At 70.0% G+C, this 16,673-nt stretch carries 14 protein-coding genes and 1 pseudogene; 14 read left to right on the top strand and 1 reads right to left on the bottom strand.

Annotation, left to right across the window (positions count from 1 at the left end):
- Positions 1–25 precede the first annotated feature (25 nt).
- The 9 genes and pseudogenes from ACFT9I_RS25135 to ACFT9I_RS25095 all read left to right on the top strand — a co-directional run bounded on the left by ACFT9I_RS25135 (position 26) and on the right by ACFT9I_RS25095 (position 9,234).
- The gene (locus tag ACFT9I_RS25135) at positions 26–985 is read left to right on the top strand and encodes a carbohydrate ABC transporter permease (protein ID WP_382567675.1); all 960 of its coding nucleotides are present in this window, start codon (positions 26–28) and stop codon (positions 983–985) included.
- An 8-nt stretch (positions 986–993) separates the two neighbouring features.
- Positions 994–1,887, top strand: a complete 894-nt coding sequence (locus ACFT9I_RS25130; protein WP_382567719.1) for a carbohydrate ABC transporter permease — start codon at positions 994–996, stop codon at positions 1,885–1,887.
- Positions 1,884–3,026, top strand: a pseudogene (locus tag ACFT9I_RS25125) (Gfo/Idh/MocA family protein); the annotation flags it as partial. The gene ACFT9I_RS25130 and the pseudogene ACFT9I_RS25125, both read left to right, overlap by 4 nt.
- A 9-nt stretch (positions 3,027–3,035) precedes the next feature.
- On the top strand, positions 3,036–3,929 hold the full coding sequence (locus tag ACFT9I_RS25120) for a PmoA family protein (protein WP_382567718.1): 894 nt from the start codon (positions 3,036–3,038) through the stop codon (positions 3,927–3,929).
- Positions 3,930–3,982: 53 nt separating this feature from the next.
- The gene (locus tag ACFT9I_RS25115) at positions 3,983–5,320 is read left to right on the top strand and encodes an ABC transporter substrate-binding protein (protein WP_382567674.1); all 1,338 of its coding nucleotides are present in this window, start codon (positions 3,983–3,985) and stop codon (positions 5,318–5,320) included.
- Positions 5,321–5,487: 167 nt separating this feature from the next.
- Positions 5,488–5,847, top strand: a complete 360-nt coding sequence (locus tag ACFT9I_RS25110; protein WP_382567673.1) for a hypothetical protein — start codon at positions 5,488–5,490, stop codon at positions 5,845–5,847.
- Entirely contained in the window at positions 5,840–6,892 is a 1,053-nt protein-coding gene (locus ACFT9I_RS25105; protein ID WP_382567671.1) for a polyprenyl synthetase family protein, read from the top strand. The genes ACFT9I_RS25110 and ACFT9I_RS25105 overlap by 8 nt, the downstream gene beginning before the upstream one ends.
- Before the next feature lie 86 nt (positions 6,893–6,978).
- Positions 6,979–8,178: an oxygenase MpaB family protein gene (locus tag ACFT9I_RS25100; protein ID WP_382567670.1), complete on the top strand. Its 1,200-nt coding sequence runs from the start codon at positions 6,979–6,981 to the stop codon at positions 8,176–8,178.
- 138 nt (positions 8,179–8,316) lie between these two features.
- The gene (locus ACFT9I_RS25095) at positions 8,317–9,234 is read left to right on the top strand and encodes an endonuclease/exonuclease/phosphatase family protein (protein ID WP_382567716.1); all 918 of its coding nucleotides are present in this window, start codon (positions 8,317–8,319) and stop codon (positions 9,232–9,234) included.
- A gap of 17 nt (positions 9,235–9,251) precedes the next feature.
- On the opposite strand, the gene ACFT9I_RS25090 is transcribed toward ACFT9I_RS25095, so the two are convergent.
- Positions 9,252–10,433 (bottom strand): 4-hydroxybenzoate 3-monooxygenase, encoded by a 1,182-nt coding sequence (locus tag ACFT9I_RS25090; protein WP_382567669.1) that lies wholly within the window; start codon positions 10,431–10,433, stop codon positions 9,252–9,254.
- A gap of 246 nt (positions 10,434–10,679) precedes the next feature.
- Here ACFT9I_RS25090 and ACFT9I_RS25085 point away from each other — a divergent pair, with 246 nt between their 5' ends.
- The 5 genes from ACFT9I_RS25085 to ACFT9I_RS25065 are packed head-to-tail and all read left to right on the top strand — an operon-like array spanning position 10,680 to position 16,582.
- Positions 10,680–11,915: an amino acid ABC transporter substrate-binding protein gene (locus ACFT9I_RS25085; protein ID WP_382567667.1), complete on the top strand. Its 1,236-nt coding sequence runs from the start codon at positions 10,680–10,682 to the stop codon at positions 11,913–11,915.
- A complete protein-coding gene (locus tag ACFT9I_RS25080) occupies positions 11,915–12,799 on the top strand; it encodes a branched-chain amino acid ABC transporter permease (RefSeq protein WP_382567666.1) in 885 nt (294 codons plus the stop codon). Before ACFT9I_RS25085 ends, ACFT9I_RS25080 begins: the two co-directional genes overlap by 1 nt.
- Positions 12,796–14,655 (top strand): ATP-binding cassette domain-containing protein, encoded by a 1,860-nt coding sequence (locus ACFT9I_RS25075; RefSeq protein WP_382567664.1) that lies wholly within the window; start codon positions 12,796–12,798, stop codon positions 14,653–14,655. The genes ACFT9I_RS25080 and ACFT9I_RS25075 overlap by 4 nt, the downstream gene beginning before the upstream one ends.
- Positions 14,652–15,464, top strand: coding sequence for an ABC transporter ATP-binding protein (locus tag ACFT9I_RS25070; protein ID WP_382567661.1), 813 nt, complete (start codon positions 14,652–14,654; stop codon positions 15,462–15,464). Before ACFT9I_RS25075 ends, ACFT9I_RS25070 begins: the two co-directional genes overlap by 4 nt.
- Complete coding sequence (locus tag ACFT9I_RS25065) at positions 15,461–16,582, top strand: hypothetical protein (protein WP_382567659.1); 1,122 nt, start codon at positions 15,461–15,463, stop codon at positions 16,580–16,582. The genes ACFT9I_RS25070 and ACFT9I_RS25065 overlap by 4 nt, the downstream gene beginning before the upstream one ends.
- Positions 16,583–16,673 lie beyond the last annotated feature (91 nt).

Raw genomic sequence — 16,673 nt, 5'->3', positions numbered from 1 at the left:
TCACCGAAGGAACGGAGAACCGGTCATGGCCTCAGCTGTGGCGCAGGACTCGTCAGGCGCCCCACCAGGGGCTCCGAAGAAGCCGGAGGCCCGCAGAAAAGGCACGGGGCTCTCGCCGCGCCGGCTTCCGTATCTGCTGATCGCCCCGGCCGTACTGCTGATGGTGGGCTTCATCGCCTATCCGATGCTCAGCGTCTTCTACTACAGCCTGCAGAACTACAACGCCACCAAGCCCTGGCGGAACGGCTTCGCGGGTCTCGACAACTTCAAGCGGATCTTCACCGACGACCCGCTGTTCTGGGACAGCCTCGTCTTCTCCGGCAAGTGGGTCTTCACCGAGGTCACGCTCCAGCTCGCCCTCGGCCTGATCCTCGCGCTCCTCGTCAACCAGACGTTCGTGGGCCGGGCCGCGGCCCGCGCGCTGGTCTTCTCGCCCTGGGCCGTGTCCGGCGTCCTCACGACCACCATCTGGCTGCTGCTCTACAACCCCTCGACGGGCGTGGGCCGTTATCTCGCCGACGCGGGCATCGGCACCTACGGCTCGTCCGTTCTCTCCGACACCGGCACGGTCTTCTGGGCCGCCGTACTGGCCGAACTCTGGCGCGGGGTGCCGTTCTTCGCGATCCTCATCCTCGCCGATCTCCAGTCCATCCCCGGGGATCTGTACGAGGCGGCATCGGTCGACGGGGCGGGCAGGCTGCGTCAGTTCGTGCACATCACGCTGCCCCATCTACGGGACGCGATCATCCTCTCCACGCTGCTGCGCGCCGTGTGGGAGTTCAACAACGTCGATCTGCTGCTCACCCTCACCGAGGGCGGTCCGGCGGGCGTCACCACCACGTTGCCGCTGTACGTCGCGGTCACCGGGTTCGAGGCACACGACTTCGGCTACGCCACCGCGCTGACGACCGTCGCCTTCGGGATCCTCCTCTTCTGCTCGATTCTCTATCTGCGCCTGAGCAAGTTCGGAGGCGATCACAAGTGACCGCGGTCATGACCGAGAAGGGCACGTCCCCGGTGCCCGCGGGCGGCAGCCGTAAGCCACCCTCGGTAAGGAGGAAGCGGCGCGAGCGCGCCTTCGACGAGGTGCCCCGGTGGCAGATCTATCTGCCGCTCGGGCTGTATCTCCTCTTCACCCTCGTCCCCTTCTACTGGATGGTGCTGTTCTCGCTGCGGCCCGCCGGCTCCACGTCACTGGTGCCGTGGCCGATGACCTTCGACCACTTCGAGAAGGTCTGGAACGACCGCAGCTTCTCCGTCTTCTTCCAGAACAGCGCGCTGATCGGCGTGTTCACCCTGATCTGTACGACGGGGGTGGCACTGGCCGGGGGTTACGCGCTGGCGCGCTTCAACTTCCGTATCAAGCAGGGCTTCATGCTGGCGCTGCTGTGCTCCCAGTTCATCCCCGGCGCGCTCATGCTGGTGCCGCTGTTCCAGATCTTCAAGAACCTCTCGCTCATCAACTCCCCGCTGAGCGTGGTCATCGCGGAGACCGTCTTCCAACTCCCGCTCTCCATCATCCTGATCAGCGGCTTCATCAAGAACGTGCCGTACTCCCTGGAGGAGGCGGCCTGGGTGGACGGCTGTTCACGGCTCCAGGCCTTTCGCATCGTCGTACTGCCGATGCTGCGGCCCGGTCTGATCGCCGTCGGCTCCTTCGCCTTCGTCCACAGCTGGAACCACTTCCTCTTCGCCCTGATGTTCCTGATGGACCAGGACAAGCAGACGATCCCGGTCGGTCTCTCCACCCTGATCGGGGCGGACAGTGTCGACTTCGGCGCGCTGGCGGCCGGCGGTGTGATCTCCGCGGTGCCGGTCGTCATCGTCTTCGCCTTCATACAGAAGTGGCTGATCACCGGCTTCAGCGCGGGGGCGGTGAAGGGATGAGCCTGCCCGTGGTGCTCGCCGGGGCACGTGGCCACGGCCGCTCCCATCTGCGCAACATCCACCGGCTCGAACAGGCGGGCCTGGTACGGCTCGTGGGCGTCTGCGAGCTGACCCCGCTGTCCCCGGCGGAGCTGGCCGGTTTCGGCGCCCCGGAGCAGTCCGCCGATCTCGGTGAACTCCTCGACCGTACGGGCGCGGTGATCGCCGTCATCTGCACCCCCATCCACACGCATACCGATCTCGCGCTCACGGCCGCCGCCCGGGGGGTGCACACCCTGCTGGAGAAGCCGACCACCGCCTCGTACGCGGAGTACGAGCGGCTGCTCGCCGGGCTGGCCGCGACGGGCACTGTCTGCCAGATCGGGTTCCAGTCGCTCGGGTCCCATGCCCTGGACGCGACAAGGGAGTTGGTCGGGGGCGGCGCGATCGGACAGCTGCGCGGGATCGGCGCCGCCGGGGCATGGGTACGCGACGAGGCCTACTACCGCCGCGTCCCCTGGGCCGGGCGACGCTCGCTGGACGGCCGGGACGTCGTGGACGGGGTGCTCACCAATCCGCTCGCGCACGCGGTGGCGACAGCCCTGCGCGTCGACGGCAGCGATCTGGCCGAGTCCGTCACCGGGATCGAGCTGGAGCAGTACCGGGCCAACGACATCGAGGCCGACGACACGAGCTGTCTGCGGCTGACCACGGCGGGCTCCACCCGGATCACGGTCGCCGTCACGCTGTGCGCGGAGCGGAACGCGGAGCCGTACGTCGTGATGCACGGCACCCGGGGCCGCGTCACCTTCTGGTACAAGCAGGACCGGGTGCTCGTGGAGGCCGAGGGCCGGGAGCCCGCCGAGACGGTGTACGGGCGCACGGACCTGCTGGAGAACCTGGTCGCGCATCTGCGCGAGGGCGCGGACCTTCTCGTACCGCCGCACCGCACCGGCGCGTTCATGCGGATCCTGGAGGCCGTCAGGACGGCGCCGCTGCCCGCGCCGCTGCCCCCGGACGCCTGGTACGTCGCCCCCGGCGGGACGGGGCCGCGCCGGATCGTCAAGGGCATCGACACGCTGGTCACGGAGAGCGCCGAGACCCTGGCCACGTTCTCGGAACTGGGCGCCGGCTGGGCCGCGATCGAGGCCGGACCGCCGGCGTCGGACGTGCCGGTGCCGGACGCGACGGTGCCGGACGCGACGGTGCTGCGCTGCGACGGCCGCGCCGTGGCCGACTACGTCCACCGGCCACGACTGCCCGCGACGCTGTCCCCGCGCCCGTATCTGCATCCCGTACGGACCTTCGGCGGCCGGGTCGTCACCGAACTGCGGCCCGCCGACCACGCGCACCACCTCGGGGTGTCCGTCGCCGTACCGGACGTGGCGGGCGTCAACTTCTGGGGCGGCCGTACCTACGTACGCGACCGGGGCCCGGTGGCGCTCGACAACCACGGCGCGCAGGAGCACGCGGGCTGGCCGCGACGGGAGCCGGACGGCTGCGACGAGGAGCTGTCCTGGGCCCGGGAGGGACGTGAACTCCTCAGGGAGCGGCGCACGTTCGGCACGCGCGCGCTTTCCGCCGATGCCTGGGTCCTCCACTTCGCCTCGACGCTGACCAACGTGTCCGGCGCGGACCTGTCGATCGGCAGCCCGGCCACCAACGGGCGGCCGGGGGCGGGTTACGGCGGGTTCTTCTGGCGGGCTCCCAAGGAGGACGCGGCGGACCCGCCGCCCGAGGTGTTCACCGCGACCGCGAGCGGCGAGGACGCGGTGCACGGGAGCACCGCGGAGTGGCTGGCGCTGGCGGGCCGGGACTGGACGCTCGTCTTCGCCGGGGCCGACGAGCGGACGCGGCGGGACCCGTGGTTCGTACGCACCGGCCAGTACCCCGGCGTGGGCTCCTCGCTCGCCTGGGAACGGCGGCTGCCGCTGGCGGCGGGGGCCGTCGTCTCGCGGCGGTTCCGCACAGTCGTCGCGGACGGCCGGCTCGACCGCCCGGCCGCGGCGGCGCTCGCCCGTGCGGCGGCCACGCACTTCCCCGACGTTCGTATCACCGGCTGACACGCACTCCGGAAAAGACCCCTCGGAAAGACCCTCAGAGAGAAGAGCCGATCATGACAGTCTCGAAGGCGAACAGAGGGCGGACGGCCGCGGCCGTCTCCCTGACGACGGTGCTCGCCCTGGCGGCCACCGCGTGTGGCGACGACGGCAGCGGCGGAAGCGGCAGCGAAGGATCCGGCAAGGGGGAGATCACCCTCTGGGACAACAACACGGGCGAGCGCCGGGACATCTGGGCGCAGATCATCGAGGACTTCGAGAAGCAGAACAAGGACATCGAGGTCAAGTACGTCGGTCTCCCCATCGACCAGGTCCAGCAGAAGTACGACACGGCGATCGACGGCGGCGGGCTCCCGGACGTCGGCGGCGTCGGCACCGCCTACCTCTCCAACCTCGTGGTCCGGGAGGTCCTGGAGCCGGTCGGCGACCGTATCGACGCCGGTCCGCTCAAGGGCAAGCTGGTCCCGTCGATGGTGGACAGCGTGAAGGCGGCGGGCGGTCGCGGGGACGAGATGTACTCGGTGCCCAGCTCCACCAACAACGGCACGCTCTGGTACCGGACGGATCTGTTCGCGCAGGCGGGTCTTGAGCCCCCGACCACCTGGGACGCCTTCTACGAGGCCGCCGGGAAACTCACCAGGCCCGGGACGGACAGGTTCGGTTACACGATCCGCGGCGGCGCCGGGTCGATCGCCCCGGCGCTGGACGCCATGTACGGCCAGTCCGGCATCACGTCCTTCTGGAACGGCGACAGGACGACGGTCAACGACCCGAAGAACGTCGCGGCGCTGGAGAAGTACGTCGCCCTCTACAAGAAGGTGACGCCGTCCGCCGACGTCAACAACGACTTCATCAAGATGGTCGCCCAGTACGACAACGGCAGCATCGGCATGCTGATGCACAACCTCGCCTCGTACCAGGACCATGTGAAGTCGCTGGGCGAGGAGAAGTTCAAGGGCCTGCCCTATCCGGCGCAGGCGAACGGCGAGCGTGTCCAGGTCTCCAACCCGGTGGACGGCCTCGGTCTCTTCAAAAACAGCAAGAACAAGGCGGCGGCCTGGAAGTTCATCGAGTTCGCCGCCTCCCACAAGTCCAACAGCGCGTGGAACGAGTCGGCGGGCTCCATACCGGCGAACACCGACGCCGCCGCCGACGCCTGGATCCAGAAGGCGGAGCCGACGGCGGCGGCGATGAAGGCGCTCAGCGACGGCTCGACGAAGATCGTCGACCTGCCGTACTACCTGCCCGACTGGAACACGATCAGCAAGTCCGGCAACGAGCCGAACTTCCAGAAGGTGCTTCTCGGGGACATGTCCGCCAAGGAGTTCGCGGACAAGGTCGCCGAGGAACTCAACGCCGCCCAGGCGGAGTGGAACGAGCAGATGAAGAAGTGACCCCGGGGCCCGGGCTCCAGGTCCCGGGCCCCGGCCGACGCTCCCGTACGCGTGAACGAGTGATCACTTGATGGGGTATCCGGCGGGCGGGGGCGCCTGCCACCGGTCACTCTGCTGTCAGGGCCGGGCACGCACGTGTCCGGCCGTGGGGCAGAGGGGTGGGGACCGTGGGCTTGCCGGAGGACGACCGTGGCGACGGTGACAGCGGGGGCCGGCCGGTTCTTCTGCTGGCCGGACTGGCGGATCTGGCGCTGAGCACGTGCGGGTCGGCGCTGAAGGCGGCGCACGGTCTGCTGGGCCGCTCCGACATCGGCGCCCTGGCGGCGCAGGGCAGCCGGGACCTCCAGGCACGCGGCCGGCTGGCCCTCGACCGCCTCGGCACCGAGCGCCTGAGCCCCGACCGCCTGAGCGCCGGTCTCTTCGGCGCCGGGGGCGAGGCGCACATGGAGGTGCTCGCGCGCCACGCACAACGCCGGGCCGCCGCGGAGACCGCCGCGGACGCCGCTGCCGGCGGCACAGGTGACTGAGCCCCGCGAACAGGCGGCGTTGAAGTCCCGCGTCGACCGGGAACTGGAGAGGTTCGTACGGACCGAGGCCGAGGCGCTGCTCGCGCTGGACGACGAACTGGCGCCGCTCGTCGATGTCCTGACGGCCGTGACCGCTCGCGGGAAACGGCTGCGCTCGGCCTTCTGCTACTGGGGCTGGCGGGCGGCGGGCCAACCGGACAGCGACGCGATGGTACGAGCGGCGGCGAGCATGGAACTCGTCCACGCCGCCGCGGTGGTCCACGACGACATCATCGACGACAGCGCCCTGCGGCACGGCCTGCCGACCGCCCAGGTGGCCCTGCGCGGCGCGTTCTCGGCCGGATCGCGCCCCAAGTCGCGGGCACGGTCGATGGCGATGCTGGCCGGGGACCTGCTGATGGCGTGGGCCGGTCAGATGTTCGCCGGCTGTGGACTGCCCGCGGCCTATCTGGGGCAGGCCCGCGGCCTGTGGGCCGTACTGGCGCGCGAGTTGATCGCCGGGGAGGCGCTGGAGATCCTGCACCCCGAGGGCGAGTCCGACGTACGGCGGTCCCTGAAGGTGATCCGCTACAAGACGGCGAAGTACACCGTCGAGCATCCGCTGCACATCGGTGCCGGACTCGCCGGCGCCGATCCCGTCCTGCGCGAGGTGTTCACCGACTACGGCCTCCCGCTGGGTGAGGCGTTCCAACTGCGGGACGACCTCATCGGGTTGTTCGGCGAACCCGCGACCACGGGCAAGTCGAACACCGACGACATCTCCGCCGCCCGTCCCACCACGCTGATCGCCCTCACCCGGCAGGCGGCCACCCCCGCCGAACGCCGCGAGTTGACGGCTCTTCTCGGCCGCCGCACTCTGACGGCCACTCAGTTGGGTTGTGTGCGCGCCGTCGTGGAGCGCACCGGGGCGCGCGAGCGCGTCGAGGACATGATCACCGAGCGGGTCGGGCTCGCCGTCGGCGCGCTGGGCGGCGCCGGAATTCCCGACCTCGCCCACCGTTCCCTGACCCACCTGGCCACGGCGGCCACGAGCCGGCCCGACTGACCCGACTGACCCAACAGATCCGTCTGACCCGACCGACCGCCGTCCGCCGCCGGTTCCGGAGCCCCCACCTCTCGAAAGGGTCGACCGTGGCCTACACCGAACAGTCCCTCAACGCCCTGCGCGGGTACGGTGACGAACTCGCCGACGCCACCGTCGCGACCCTCTTCGAGCGCGGCGAGGTCGGCACGTTCAACTCCCTCATGCGCTACGTCTCCACCGTCGGTCAGGACCTCCCCGACGGGCTGCCGGACGTGGCCCGTGAGTATCTGCACGAGACCAACGGGCCGCCGGCGTGGGTGGACTGGGACGAGATGGAGAAGGCGCGGCTGTTCTTCATCGACAACAACGTGCACATCTCCACCGCGCTGTCCTTCGCCTCCATGCCCGCCTGTTACGTCGTACCGCACATCGCGAAGCTGCTGTCGGCGACCCACTCGCTCAAGTACCCCTCGAAGCGGATGGCCGAGACCGGTCAGTTCACGGTCCATCTCATGCAGCCGAACGCCTTCGAGGCGGGCAGCCGGTTCATCCCCGCCGCTCAGAAGGTCCGGCTCCTGCACGCGTCGATCCGCCATCACCTGGGGCGCGAGGGGCTCTGGGACGTGGCCGGGCTCGGAACGCCGATCTGTCAGGAGGACATGATCGGCGGGCAGATGATGTTCTCCATCCAGGTGCTGGACGCCCTGCACCGCCTCGGCATCCATATGAGCGTGAACGGGGCGGAGTCGTACTACTACGCCTGGCGGGTGGTCGGCGCGATGCTCGGTGTCGACCAGGACCACGCGCCCGCCGATCTAGGGGCGGCACGCCACTTCTCGGATCTGTACATGTCGCGCCACATGGGCCCCAGCCAGGAAGGCGCCGACCTCACACGGCAGTTGATCGACCTGTACGAGGAAGTGGTGCCCGGCACGCTCCTCGATCCCGTCGTGTCCGCGCTCATCCGCCATCTGATGGGTGACACGAGCGCCGACTGGCTGGAGGTGCCGCGCACCCGGTGGGACACGCTCGTGAAGGCGGTCCCCGTGCTGCTGAATCTGCTGGAGACCGTCGAGGACCGCTCGCCGTACGGCGCCTGGGCACTGGACCGGGTCGGTCACCTCACCACCCTGCTCGAACTCTCCTCCCTCACGCGCGGCCGCGTCATGCACTACGCCATCCCCGAGCAGCTCAAGAAGGACTACGGCCTCTCCTCCACCGTCCCGCGCACGCGCCGCTGGACTCCCCCGGCCCCCGCCGTGTCGAGCGCGGACCGGGAGCAAGCACTTCCCGGCAACGGCAGCTGATCGGCAACTGATCCACTCGCTCGTACGTCTTGATGAGCACGGTCGAGCGGATGGGAAGCCATGGTGGAGCAGGTGCGGGAGGACACGAGCGCGGACGCGCGGGACCGGTCGGCCTGGTGGGCCCGGCGGCGGGGACGGGTGCTCGCCGCGCTCGCGGTACTGACCGCCGCGCTCCTGGCGTTCCACCGGGCCGTGCCGAACTTCCCCGGCCGGCTGGGCAGTTCGCTGGAGGCGTTCCTGCCGTGGCTCGGCCTGGTGGTCGTGGTGCTGCTCGCTCTGGCGCTGCTGCGCCGTTCGACCGTCGCGCTGGTCGCCCTGCTGCTGCCGGTGGCGGCGTGGACGAATCTCTTCGGCGGGCTGTTCCTGCCCGGTACGGAGGCCGACTCGTACGACCTGGTCGTCGTGCAGCACAACGTCAGCGACGAGAACACCGACCCGGCGGGCACGGCCCGTACGCTGGCCGCCGCCGAGCCGGATCTCATCGCGCTGGAGGAGCTGGTGCCCCCGGCGCTGACGGTCTACGAGAAGACCCTCGCGCCCGACTACCCGTACCACGCGGTCCGGGGCACCGTCGGACTCTGGTCGAAGCATCCGCTCACCGGCACCCGGCTGCTGGACATCAGACCACGGGGGATCGCGGAGGGGTGGAATCGCGGGCTGCGTACCGTGGTCGACACGCCGCACGGCGAGATCGCGGCGTACGTCGCGCATCTCCCCTCGGTCCGCTTCCGGGCGAGCGGCCTCGCGTCGTCCTCGCGCGACGAGAGCGCCGGTCTGCTGGGCAGGGCCGTGGCCGCCGAGCGGACGGACGCGGTGGTCCTGCTGGGCGACCTCAACGGCACGGTGGACGACCGCGGACTGGCCCCGCTGACCTCACGGCTGAACGTGGCGGAACGGGGCTTCGCCCTCAGCTTCCCCACCGCCTTCCCGCTGGCCCGGATCGACCAGGTCATGGCCCGCTCGGCGACCGTCGCCCACATCCGCACCCTGCCCGCGACGGGCAGCGACCATCTGCCGGTCGCCGCGGGGATCACAGGTCTCGGTACGGAGTCCTAGACCCTGTGGGCCGCGCGTCACGCGTGCGGCAGCGGCAAGCCCGTGTAGTTCTCGGCGAGTTCGGCCGCCGCGTGCGGTGACGAGGCGATCCGGTCGAGCTGGGAGATCTGGAGGCGCGTCTCGAAGTCGCTCCGGCCGGGGTCGGTGTGGAGCGTGGTGGTCATGAAGTACGAGAAGTGCTCGGCGCGCCACACCCGGCGCAGGCAGGTGTCGGAGTACGCGTCGAGGAGGTCCGCCGAGCCGGTCTCCGCCCGGTGCGCGAGGGCGCGCGCGAGGACCACGACATCGGCGGCGGCGAGGTTGAGTCCCTTGGCACCGGTGGGCGGCACGATGTGGGCGGCGTCGCCCGCGAGGAAGAGCCTCCCGTAACGCATGGGTTCGGTGACGGAGCTGCGCATCGGCAGGACGGACTTGGCGGTGATGGGCCCGCGCCGTAGCCGCCACGCACCGTCGACGGCGAAGCGTGTGTCGAGTTCGTCCCAGATCCGCCGGTCGGACCAGTCGGCGGGGTCGGTGCCGTTGGGCACTTGCAGATAGAGCCGGCTGACGTGCGGCGTACGCATGCTGTGCAGCGCGAAGCCACGGGGAGAGTGCGCGTAGATCAACTCGTCGCAGGAGGGCGGGACATCGGCGAGGATGCCGAGCCAGGAGTAGGGATAGACCCGCTCGAAGGTACGCCGCAGGGTCGCGGGGACCGCGTCACGCGCCACTCCGTGGAACCCGTCGCAGCCCACCACGTAGTCACAGGTGAGGGTCTTCTCCTTGCCCTCGTGGGTGTAGCGGACGACGGGCCGGTCCGTGTCGGCGCCCTCAACCGCGTGGACCCGCGCGCCGAAGAACAGCGGTGCGCCGTCCGCCAGTCGCAACGCGATCAGGTCCTTGACGACCTCGGTCTGGGCGTACACCCACACGCGGCGCCCGCCGGTGAGCGAGGGGAAGTCGACGCGGTGGCCCCGGCCGTTCCAGCGCAGTTCGATGCCGTCGTGCACAAGTGCTTCGGCGTCCAGGCGCTGTGCGGCGCCGACGGCGCGCAGCGCGTCGACGGTGGCCTGTTCGAGGATGCCCGCGCGCTGGCGGCGCTCGACATGGGCGCGCTCCCGGCTCTCCAGGACGACGCAGTCGATGCCCGCCCGGTGCAGCAGCCGGGCGAGGAGCAGCCCGGCCGGGCCGCTGCCGATGATGCCGACGGTGGTGCGCATGAACGACGCCTCCAGCCTCTTGTTCGCATGATGAACTTTGATTCATTCATCGGCCCGGCCGGAATGTTCCGCCCGCCACGGGCTCCTGTCAACGGGACACCGCCGGGTTTCCGACGGGTTTCCGCACTTCCGGACGAGCCCTGTCACAACCCTTGTCATCCGTTCGGAACGCAATGTATACATTGCGCTCAACGAACGAGGGCAGGCCCAGCCGCCCTCTCCAACCGCCGGCCAGAGGTGAGTGCCATGCCAAGAAGTGGTCCCAGCGGGCTCCGGATCAGGAAGCTGACAGTGCCGGTCGCGCTGTCGGTGACGCTGCTCGTCGCCACGGCCTGCGGCTCGGGACAGGGTTCCGGCGACGGGGACGGGGCGATCAAGGTCGGCGCCTCACTGCCGCTGTCCGGCCCGGTCGCCGACTCCTCGAAGCCCGCCTACGAGGCGTACAAACTCTGGCGCGACGAGGTGAACGAGGAGGGCGGGCTGCTCGGCCGCGACGTCGAACTCAACGTCCTCGACGACGGCTTCGACCAGAACACCGTCGTCACCAACTACAACCGCCTGATCAGCCAGGACCGCGTCGACCTGCTCCTCGGCACCTTCTCCTCCAAGCTCAACCTGCCCGCCTCGTCGGTGGCCGAGCGCAACAAGATGCTCTACGTGGAGCCGTCGGGCGGCGCCGAGGAGATCTTCAACCGCGGTTACGACTACCTCTTCTTCGCGCAGCCCAGCACCTCGCTCAGCCTGCCGGACCAGTTCCTCGCGCTCATCGAGTCGCTGCCGGCCGACCAGCGGCCGAAGACCGCCGCCTATCCCACCCAGGACGATCCCAACACCGACGTGGCGATCGAGGCGTTCCGCACGGCGCTCACCAAGCTGGGCGTCAGAAGCGTCTACCACGAGAAGTACGCGCCGGAGACGGTCAACTTCGACCCGATAGCCGACTCGGTGGCCCGCGCCAAGCCCGACCTGATCGTGCACGGCGCCGTCAGCGCGGACGGGGTCGGCTTCGTCAAGGCGCTCCAGAAGCAGGAGTTCAGCCCCAAGATGCTCTTCCAGACGAACAGCCCCAGCGTCGTCCAGACGTTCGGCAAGGGCGTCGGCGAGAAGAACACCGAAGGCGTGTTCACCATCACGGCCTGGAGCCCGAAGGCCACCTACCCGGACAACCAGCGCTTCGTGAAGGACTACACGGCGAAGTTCGGTACGGCTCCGACGGAGGACGCCGCCAACGCGTACACCGCCGGTCAGGTGCTGGAGGCCGCGGTCAAGGGCGTGGGCAGCCTCGACCAGGACAAGCTCCGCGACTGGCTGCGTTCGCACACGGTGCAGACGATCGTCGGCCCGCTGAAGTGGGACGACCGCGGGGTGCCGGACGGCGACATGCTGCTGGCGCAGTGGCAGGGCGGAAAGCTGGAGTTCATCCTCCCCGAGAGCCAGAAGACGGTGGACGGCATCGTCAACCCGAAGCCCGGGTGGTCCTGATGGGGCAACTCGCCCAGACGCTGATCCTGGGGCTGCTGGTCGGCGGCGTGTACGCGCTCGCGTCGTCCGGCATGAACCTGATCTTCGGCGTGATGAAGGTGGCGAACCTCGCTCAGGGCGCGATGCTGATCCTCAGCTCGTATCTCACCTACTCACTGTGGGAGGCCACCGGCCTCGACCCACTGATCCTGGTGCTGCTGACAACGCCCTCCCTGCTGCTGGTGGGCTGGGTGACGTACTACCTGGTCGTCGAGCGCTCCCGTACGACGGACGCGTCGATGGCGCTGGTGACCACCTTCGGACTCGCGCTGGTCACCAAGGGAGTGGTCGCGCTCGTCTGGGGCAACGACCTGCACTCCGTCTCGCCGGGGTACGCCAACCGCTCCTTCTCGGTGCTCGGGATGAAGCTGCCGCAGGCGCAGGTGTACGCGACGATGGTCGCCGCCGTCGTGCTTCTCGCCCTGTACGTGCTGCTGACCCGCACCTGGCTCGGGCGCTCCATCCGGGCCACGGCGACGAGTTCGGAGGGCGCCCGGCTCATCGGTATCGACGTACGACGGACCTGGGCGGCCTCGTACGCGATCGGCATCGCCGCCGCCGGCGCGGGCGGGTCGCTGCTGAGCGTGCTGTACCCGTTCATGCCCAGCTCGTCCGACCACTGGATCGGGCTGCTGCTCTCCATCATCGTGCTCGGCGGCATGGGCAGTCTGCCGGGCAGCATCCTCGGCGCGCTGGTCATCGCGGTCGCCGAGTCGATGACCACGACCTATGTCTCACCGGACTGGGCGAGCGCCGTGCCGTACGTGGCGATCATCGCGGTGCTCGTCGTCCGTCCCCAAGGCCTGCTGGGCGCCCGGCTGCGAGAGGACATGAGCCGCGCATGAACGTGCCACGCATCAACGCCGGGAACACCTGGGCGACCCCGCGCCGGCTCCAGGCCGCCGCCCTCGCTCTCGCGGTGACGGTCCTGGTCCTCTTCCCCGTCGTCTCCGACAACGCGTACTACCAGAACATGGCGATCATGGTTTTCCTGCTGGCCGTCATGGCGTCCGGCTGGAACATCATCTCCGGGTACACCGGCTATGTCTCCCTGGGGCAGAGCGCCTTCCTCGGCATCGGCGCCTACACGACGGCCCTGCTGTCGATCCATCTGGGCTGGTCACCGCTGCTGGCCGCGCCGGTCGGCGGGCTCACCTCGGCCGCCGCCGCCCTGCTGCTCGGCCTCGTCGGGCGGCGCACCCGGGGCATCGCCTTCGTCATCGTCAGCTTCGCGTTCCTGGAGTTCGCGGCGCTGCTGGTGTCCAACTGGTCGTCACTGACCAACGGCAACCACGGGCTGGCGCTGCCGCTGCCGTCGTGGGACCGCGACCTGCTCAACATCCCCTTCTACTACGCCCTGTTGGTGCTGCTGATCCTGACGGTCTGGGCGTCGTGGGCCATCCGGCGGTCCACGTTCGGCATCGGGCTGCTCGCGATCCGCGACGACGAGTCGAAGGCCGACGGCGTCGGGGTGCGCACCGACCGGTACAAGATGCTGGCCTTCGCGGTCAGCGCGCTCCCCATCGGGATGGCGGGCGGGGTGTACGGCTACTACATCTCCTTCCTGGAACCGGCCGCGATGTTCGACATCGTCATCGCGATGCAGATCCTGCTGGCCGCGCATCTGGGCGGGGTGGGCACCCTGTGGGGTCCCGTGCTGGGCGCGTTCCTGCTGGAACCGCTCAACCAGTTCACCAACCAGACCCTCAGCGGCCCCGACGCCGGATCCTGGCGAATGATCATGTACGGGACGCTCCTGGCCGTGATCGTGCTCTTCCTGCCCCGGGGCATCATCACGGAGACCCGCGCGTGGCTGTCCCGGCGTCGCGGTACGGCTCCTCAGGCGCGGGCCGGGGTCCGGCTCACCGACGTACCGGCCGTCCTGCCGGCGCCGTCGGAGCCCCGACGGCCGAGCGAACTCCCCGCCGGTGAGCCGCTGTTGCGGGTGAGCGGGCTCGGGAAGGCGTTCGGCGGGGTGAAGGCGGTCGACGGCTGCTCGTTCACCGTGCGGGAGGGGTCGATCACCGGGCTCATCGGCCCCAACGGGTCGGGCAAGACCACCGTGTTCAACCTGCTCGACGGCAGCCTCGGCGCGGACAGCGGCACGATCGAGCTGGCCGGGCGGCGTGTCGACCGGCTGCCGCGGTGGCGGCGCGCGCACTCAGGGCTCGCCCGTACGTTCCAGGCGACCCGGGTCTTCCCCCGGCTGACCGCGCTGGAGAATCTGGCCGTGCCGAGCCGGTCGTACTCGACGCGCGGGCTGCGCGCCGGGGTGTTCAGCGGCGAGGAGGCCGAACGCGCCCAGGAGTGGCTGGAGTTCGTCGGCATGGGCGCGTACTCCCACCATCTGGCGGGCGAACTGTCCTACGGGCAGCAGAAGTTGATCGAGCTGGCGCAGGCTCTGGTGCTGGAGCCGAGACTGCTGCTCCTGGACGAGCCCGCCGCGGGCATCAACCCGGCGCTCGTCGAGCGGATCACCGACATCGTCCGCAAGCTCAACGAGGCGGGCACGACCGTCGTGATCGTCGAGCACAACATGCCGCTGGTGCTGTCGCTGTGCGACCACATCCATGTACTGGCGCAGGGTCAGGTGATCGCGAGCGGCCCGCCCGGCGAGATCGAGCGGGACCCGGCCGTCCTGGACGCGTACCTCGGAGACAGCCGACCGGCCATGGCGGGCACGACGGGAGCGACCGAATGATCACCTTCAAGGGCCTGGTGGCCGGCTACGGACGGGCCGGCGACATCCTGCGCGGAGTCGACTTCACCGCGGCCGAGGCCGCCATCACCTGTGTCGTCGGCCCCAACGGAGCGGGCAAGTCAACGGTGTTGAAGGTCTGCAGCGGCCTGCTGACACCCCGCGACGGCCAGGTGACGCTCGACGGCGAGGAGATCGGGCACCTGTCGCCCGCACACATCCTGCGGCAGGGAGTCGTCCAGGTACCGCAGCACCACGGTCTGTTCCCGTCGCTGTCCGTCCGCGAGAACGTGCTGCTCGGCGCGTACGTACGCAGGAAGGAACGCGACCGCAACCGCCGCCGGTACGACGAGATCGCCCAGATCTTCCCGATCGTCGCCGAGCGGGCGGCGGAGAAGGCCGCCGCGCTCTCCGGCGGTCAGCGCCGCATCGTCGAGTTCGCCCGCTCGCTGATGCTCAGCCCCCGTGTCGTCCTGCTCGACGAGCCGACCCTCGGCCTCGACCCCAAGGCGTGCGCGCTGATCGAGGAGTCGGTGCTGCGGCTCAAGGAGCAGGGGGTGACGGTGCTGATGGTCGAACAGAACGTGCGCTTCGGGCTGGCCCTCGCGGACGACGCCGTCGTCATGGAGGGCGGCCGGGTGATCCACACGGGACCGGCCGACACGCTGCTCGCGGACCCGGACATGGCGCAGCTGTTCTTCGGCGGGACGGCGCGGCCGGCCGAGCGGGAGGCCCTCTCGTCGCAGCCGCCCGAGCGGGCGGTCGTGACGATCCCCGTGACCCACGACGTGGAAGGCGACAAGGCGACATGACGAGTATCGACGGCGTCCGCGAGGCCCGGCTGACGGAGATCCAGACACTGCCGACCTCCGGTGCCCGCGCCGCGCAGCCCTTCCGGATCGGTGACGCGGAATTCCTGGCGATCCCCCAGCTCGCCTACGACATACCCGGCGCGCCCGCGCACATGAACGGCGGTGACAGCGAGACGAGCCTGCGCCTGTTGCGCCGCGCGGGTGAACGGTTCGTACCGTGGCGTGAGTTGGCCGCGCCGGGCGGGGAGGACGCCGAGTTCTTCACCGTGGGAGAGCGGGCGTTCCTGGCCGTGGCGAGCATCCGTACGGGTGCGGGCCCGTACAACTACACGGCACCGTCGACGGTGTACGAGTGGGACGGCGAGGGCTTCGCGCCCTTCCAGGTCTTCGACACCTTCGCCGCCAAGCAGTGGCGCCACTTCACCATCGGCGACACCCATTTCCTCGCGCTGGCGCAGGGGGTGGCGGTGCCGGGGAAGGAGACGGAGAACCGGCCCTCGGTCATCTACGCCTGGGACGGCGACCGCTTCGCCCACTTCCAGGACATCCCCTCCCGGTGGGCGTACAACTGGCACGCGTTCGACGTGGACGGCGCCCACTTCCTCGCGCACGCCGACCATGTCTCGCCGAGCGTGCTGTACCGCTGGGACGGGACCCGGTTCACGGCCCACCAGCAGCTCGCCGACACGGCGGGACGGGCCTTCGCGACCTTCGCCGACCCGGCCGACGGCACCCGCTACCTCGTGGTCGCCCGCATCGACGACGGCTCGCGGGTACTGCGCTGGGAGGCCGGCTCCGGGCGCTTCGTGGAGCACCAGCGGCTGGCGGGGGCGGGCGGCCGTGAACTGGCGGTGGTGCGGACCCCGAACGGGCTCCATGTCGTCCGGATCAACTTCATCCACGGCACCCCGGCCGATCCGACGACCGCACTGCGCTCGCAGATCTACCGCTGGGACGGGGCCCGGCTGGAGACCGTGGCGGAGTTCCCCACCACCGGCGGCACCGATGTCGCCGTGCTGGACGACCAATCGGCGCACCCGCTGCTGGTGGTGACCAACTCCCTGAGCGCCGACCTGCGTTTCGCCGCCGAGAGCGTGGTCTACCGCTTCACGGGCTGAGCCCGCCGCGTACGCCGAGTGACGGTACGCGCCACGTGGCCGTACCCGCCGAGTGGCCGTACGCGCCGGGTCGCCGAGTGCCCCGACCGCC

Origin of the sequence: Streptomyces sp. NPDC057137 (assembly GCF_042670825.1) — a bacterium.
Lineage (GTDB): Bacteria > Actinomycetota > Actinomycetes > Streptomycetales > Streptomycetaceae > Streptomyces.
Note: the sequence above shows the minus strand (reverse complement) of the source record. Positions and strands in the feature narration are given on the sequence as shown.